The organism is Mesorhizobium sp. M2A.F.Ca.ET.067.02.1.1, assembly GCF_004023285.1.
Classification (GTDB): Bacteria; Pseudomonadota; Alphaproteobacteria; order Rhizobiales; family Rhizobiaceae; genus Mesorhizobium.
In genome coordinates this window covers 1-3,983 of record NZ_RZSB01000554.1, presented here as the reverse complement: position 1 = coordinate 3,983, position 3,983 = coordinate 1, and the positions used below count along the sequence as shown (strand labels likewise).

Below are 3,983 nucleotides of genomic sequence, written 5' to 3'. Positions count from 1 at the left end.
CGCCGACGCAAACCTCGCCCTCAGCTACTGGCCGTGGTCGTTGCTGGCGCAACCTGAGCCGCTACCGGAGACGATGCTCGCGGCCGCCGCCGATGCCATCGTCGACAATGCGCTTTCCGGCTGGGGATCGTCGTCCGACGCGTTCCCGCCCGGGGTGCGGCAACTCTATGTCGACGCGCTGCGCGACCCGGCGCACATCCATGCCATTTGCGAAGAATATCGCGCGGCGGCATCCCTCGACCGCGAGCACGACCATGCCGACCGGAAGACCGGCCGGCGGATCGCCTGCCCGCTGCTGGCCCTATGGAGCGAGCATGGCGCGCTGGCCGAATGGTACGTCGAGCAAGGCGGCCCTGAAGCGCTGTGGCGAAACTGGGCCGACGACGTCAGCGGCGGCGCCTTGCCCGGCGGTCATTTCTTTCCGGAGGAGTCGCCGATCGAAACGGCAGCCACGCTCGATGCATTCTTCTCCGGAAGATAGCCCTGTGGGCGTTGGCGCGGGCCAGCCAGGCGCCTGACGGGTCGGCTCACGCAAGCATCAGGTAAAGCAACGGCACTGCAGCCAAGCCGATCGCCATTGCGATAAGCGCGGCATGGCCCAGACGCTCCGCGCGCCTGGCGATGTCGGCTATCTCAGCCTCATCATTGATGGTGTCGAGGAATGAAAGATCGAAAGGCGCGGCAGGTTGATTGTCGTTGGCAGGCAGGGTTTCGGCATCCTGCCGGGCGGGCTTTGTAGAGATATAGGTCAAAACGTCGTCTCGCTCCGGGGCCGGCTACGCGGCCTTCTTGTTCGTGGATATTGGTGCCCGCCGACTTGCGCGGGGGGCGATCGGCGGGAACCAGTACGGCCGGCGATGAAGGGGTTTTCTCGTCGGCCGCTCCCCAATTCGCAGAAAGCCCATTGGTTGCACAAGCCAGTCCAATGCGCTTGCCGGGTCGGACTTCAGTCGGGCGGAGTCACGAAATATTTCGGGCGGAACATCGGTTGCCGGCGCTTGTTCCCCCTACTCAAGGATGCCGAACGCGTCCTTGATTTCACCCCCTGAAGAAACATCCGAACCAACGGAGAATTGGATATGCCCAATCAAGGCGGAACCCACGAACAGCACGTCAAGGCCGGCCAGCAGAGCCACAAGAACCGCGACGATCAGCGTCGCGGCGGCGGACAGCAGCAGGCCGAGGACCGCAATATGGGTCAGCGGAGCGCGGGCCAGCACAGGGGCGGCAGCGGTAACTTTGCCGAAGACCGTCAGCGCGCCTCGGAAGCAGGTCGCAAGGGCGGCCAGCGCTGAATTCAAGATGGCGTCCGCGGACGCGGGCGCCATCTAATTTGCCCGGCGCGATCGATCCCGGGATGGAACATCTTCCCCGTCCTCCAGTTGACCTTAGGAGCGGCCGCCGTAGCGCCGTCGCCGCAGGATGTTCAACGGAGGCACCAATGTCCTTGCATTCCCTTCACCCCGAACGCGTCGATGAGACCCGCATGCAGGCCTATTCGACCTTCGGTCCCCTGCTGATCCATGCCCTGGCGCAAAAACTGGCGCGCTGCCAGGGGGTGCGTGAATTGGACAAGATCGAACAGTCGCTGGTGCGACTGGTCGAGGAGACAGACGTCGCCGCTCCCGATGCCGAGGCCATGAAGGAGTTCGCGGTCGAGCTCGTTGTGTCGACACTGCGCAACGCACGTGAGCATCCCGACGCCAAGCAGGACCTGGAACCAATCGACGAGCGCCGCACGGAAGGCCGCTCGGAGGATCCGGACACACTGGAAGAGCAGTTGCAGTCTGGCCTCGAGGACAGCTTTCCGGCCAGCGATCCGCCGGCCGTGGTTTCCACCGCGATCACCGGCGGCTCCAAGGACATCGTCGGGACCGACGAAGTGCTGCGCCGCAAGAAGGAAGCACGCCGCAAGCAGTCAGAGGCGGCGGACTGACACGGCGCCGAAGCGAAGGAGACGCGCAATGACGCAGGCAAACGACAACATACCGCACCGGCCGGGCTGCGCGAACGCGCCAATCGGCGGCACGCTGCCGACCAAGGGCGGCGACGATCCCGACGTGCGGTTCCTGGCCGAGAACACCGACCTTTCGCCGAAGCAGGCGCGCGAGTTGATCCGCGAGCACGGACACGACCGCGCCAAACTGCTCGAGATCGCACGAACCATGAAGGCGGAAGGCTGAACGCCTTCCGGAAAGCGAGGCAAGGATGAGCAATTCACCGAAGAAGGGACCAGCCGGAACGTCCGATCAATGGCCGCGCTGGGAAGGCCCGAAGGCCAACAGGCCGCGCGGCTACCTGCCGCCGGAGGACGATCCCGACGAGAACCGCGATGCCGCCGGCGAGAACAACAGGGACCCGGAGCGGTCCGACCTTGGCGACGTCGCCAAGAAGAAGGGCGATTGATCCCTTCCGAATTCACTCAGCGCAACAAGGAGCAAGACAATGCCACGTGGCGACAAATCAAAATACACCGACAAGCAGGAACGCAAGGCCGACCATATCGCCGAAGGCTACGAGAAGCGCGGCGTCTCGGAGAAGGAAGCCGAGCGGCGCGCCTGGGCGACCGTCAACAAGGACGATGGCGGCGGCAAGAAGGAAGGCGGATCGGGACGCGGCAAGCAAACCGGCCATCCGGCCGCGCATAAGGGCGGCAGGATGGGCGGCAAGGCCTCCGGCGAGCGCTCCGCGGCGGACAGGTCGGCTTCGGCCAAGAAGGCTGCCGCGACGCGCAAGCGCAATGCGGAGCACCACGCGCATCATTGAGGACGTTTGGATCGACGGCGCCGGCGATTGGCGAAAACGCCGGCGCCGTCCCTTTCTCCCCGTCACTATACGGGGAGAAATGCCCGGCAGGGCAATGAGGGGCAGAACCGACTCCGCGAGTTTGTCGTCGTTGCGCTGGCGCCGGCTCTCAGAATGCCGAACGCCGCGCCGCCCCTCATCCGCCCTTCGGGCACCTTCTCCCCGTTGAACGGGGAGAAGGGAAGAAGCGCTACAGCGGCATCTCCGAGGTCTGCTTGATCGTCTGGCTGGGCACGTCCGTCTTGACGTTCTGCACACCCTTGATGCGGCTCAGATGTTCCGACTGGAAGCGGCGGTAGTCGTCGATGCCGGCCGCGACGATCCGTACCAGGGCGTCGCAATCGCCCATCATCAGATAGCACTCGATCACCTCGGGGAATTTCGCCACTTCGGCGGCGAAATGCTCGATCGTGTCCTCGTCCTGCTGCTTCAGCCAGATGCGGGTGAAGAAGGTCTGGCCGCGGCCGATCTTGGCCGGGTTGAGCACCGCGACATAGCGGTCGATGACGCCCGCCTCTTCGAGCAGTTTCACGCGCCGCAGGCAAGGCGACGGCGAGAGACCGACTTGCTTGGCAAGGTCGTTGTTGGCTATGCGCCCGTCGCGCTGCAGGGCGCGCAGGATGCGCCTGTCGATCTCATCGAGCTTCATGGCTCCAGATTCCAATTCTTCATGCAAACGTGATATCCAATGCCGAATTTTGGCAGAAATGGCGCATTTTCGCAACCCGATTGCCGCGCGTTTCGGCTATGGTCCGGGACCGACACAACCCCACAACCGAACGGGAGAACGGATGGCCGCAAGGCCAGCCGAAAGCAAAGCCATGAGCGTTTCCGAGATCGCCGTCGCCGAGGGCAAGGCCGCCAACAGGCGCGGCGCCGAGTTCCGGCGCGGGCTCGCTGCCGCGACGCCGGTGCTGCTCGGCGTCATTCCCTATGCGCTGGTGCTCGGCGCGCAGGCCGCGCAGAGGGGCCTCAGCGTGCTCGAGGTGCCGCTGATGACCGGGCTCAACTTCGCCGGCGGATCGGAATTCGCCGCGATCCAGCTCTGGACCTCGCCGCCGCATGTCCTCCTGATCGCCGCCATCACGCTTTTGGTCAACAGCCGGCATTTCCTGATGTGCGCAGCGCTTGCGCCTTTCATCAGGCACCTGCCGCAGCGACAGGTTTTTCCGGCGCTG

Annotated in this window: 8 protein-coding genes and 1 pseudogene; 7 read left to right on the top strand and 2 right to left on the bottom strand. The window is 64.8% G+C overall.

Annotated features, from left to right (window positions below; genetic code table 11):
• Nucleotides 1–481, top strand: a pseudogene (locus EOA28_RS27375) (alpha/beta hydrolase); the annotation flags it as partial.
• A gap of 46 nt (nucleotides 482–527) precedes the next feature.
• On the opposite strand, the gene EOA28_RS27370 reads toward EOA28_RS27375, so the two are convergent.
• The gene (locus EOA28_RS27370; RefSeq protein WP_127253502.1) at nucleotides 528–752 is read right to left on the bottom strand and encodes a hypothetical protein; all 225 of its coding nucleotides are present in this window, start codon (nucleotides 750–752) and stop codon (nucleotides 528–530) included.
• Nucleotides 753–1,193: 441 nt separating this feature from the next.
• Here EOA28_RS27370 and EOA28_RS27365 point away from each other — a divergent pair, with 441 nt between their 5' ends.
• From EOA28_RS27365 to EOA28_RS27345, 5 genes are all read left to right on the top strand, one after another.
• Nucleotides 1,194–1,295, top strand: coding sequence for a KGG domain-containing protein (locus tag EOA28_RS27365; protein WP_082056318.1), 102 nt, complete (start codon nucleotides 1,194–1,196; stop codon nucleotides 1,293–1,295).
• 191 nt (nucleotides 1,296–1,486) lie between these two features.
• Complete coding sequence (locus tag EOA28_RS27360; protein ID WP_245484019.1) at nucleotides 1,487–1,936, top strand: hypothetical protein; 450 nt, start codon at nucleotides 1,487–1,489, stop codon at nucleotides 1,934–1,936.
• 28 nt (nucleotides 1,937–1,964) lie between these two features.
• Nucleotides 1,965–2,183 (top strand): hypothetical protein, encoded by a 219-nt coding sequence (locus tag EOA28_RS27355; protein WP_127253504.1) that lies wholly within the window; start codon nucleotides 1,965–1,967, stop codon nucleotides 2,181–2,183.
• Nucleotides 2,184–2,208: 25 nt separating this feature from the next.
• Nucleotides 2,209–2,406 carry a hypothetical protein gene (locus tag EOA28_RS27350; protein ID WP_127253505.1) on the top strand — a complete coding sequence of 66 codons (198 nt, stop codon included), beginning with the start codon at nucleotides 2,209–2,211 and terminating at the stop codon, nucleotides 2,404–2,406.
• A 39-nt stretch (nucleotides 2,407–2,445) separates the two neighbouring features.
• Nucleotides 2,446–2,766, top strand: a complete 321-nt coding sequence (locus tag EOA28_RS27345) for a plasmid stabilization protein (protein ID WP_127253506.1) — start codon at nucleotides 2,446–2,448, stop codon at nucleotides 2,764–2,766.
• A gap of 229 nt (nucleotides 2,767–2,995) precedes the next feature.
• Here the strand turns inward: EOA28_RS27345 and EOA28_RS27340 are convergent, their stop codons facing one another.
• Nucleotides 2,996–3,454 (bottom strand): Lrp/AsnC family transcriptional regulator, encoded by a 459-nt coding sequence (locus EOA28_RS27340; RefSeq protein ID WP_127253507.1) that lies wholly within the window; start codon nucleotides 3,452–3,454, stop codon nucleotides 2,996–2,998.
• Between the two features lie 172 nt (nucleotides 3,455–3,626).
• On the opposite strand from EOA28_RS27340, the gene EOA28_RS27335 reads away from it, so the two are divergent.
• Nucleotides 3,627–3,983, top strand: a 357-nt coding sequence (locus tag EOA28_RS27335) for an AzlC family ABC transporter permease (protein WP_189342204.1), incomplete at its 3' end; no start/stop codon positions are given.

What these genes read in the sequence shown, in the direction of transcription:
- EOA28_RS27350 (WP_127253505.1), top strand. Translation starts at nt 2,209, where the DNA reads ATGAGCAATTCACCGAAGAAGGGACCAGCCGGAACGTCCGATCAATGG.
- EOA28_RS27340 (WP_127253507.1), bottom strand. Translation starts at nt 3,454, where the DNA reads ATGAAGCTCGATGAGATCGACAGGCGCATCCTGCGCGCCCTGCAGCGC.
- EOA28_RS27345 (WP_127253506.1), top strand. Translation starts at nt 2,446, where the DNA reads ATGCCACGTGGCGACAAATCAAAATACACCGACAAGCAGGAACGCAAG.
- EOA28_RS27360 (WP_245484019.1), top strand. Translation starts at nt 1,487, where the DNA reads ATGCAGGCCTATTCGACCTTCGGTCCCCTGCTGATCCATGCCCTGGCG.
- EOA28_RS27365 (WP_082056318.1), top strand. Translation starts at nt 1,194, where the DNA reads ATGGGTCAGCGGAGCGCGGGCCAGCACAGGGGCGGCAGCGGTAACTTT.
- EOA28_RS27355 (WP_127253504.1), top strand. Translation starts at nt 1,965, where the DNA reads ATGACGCAGGCAAACGACAACATACCGCACCGGCCGGGCTGCGCGAAC.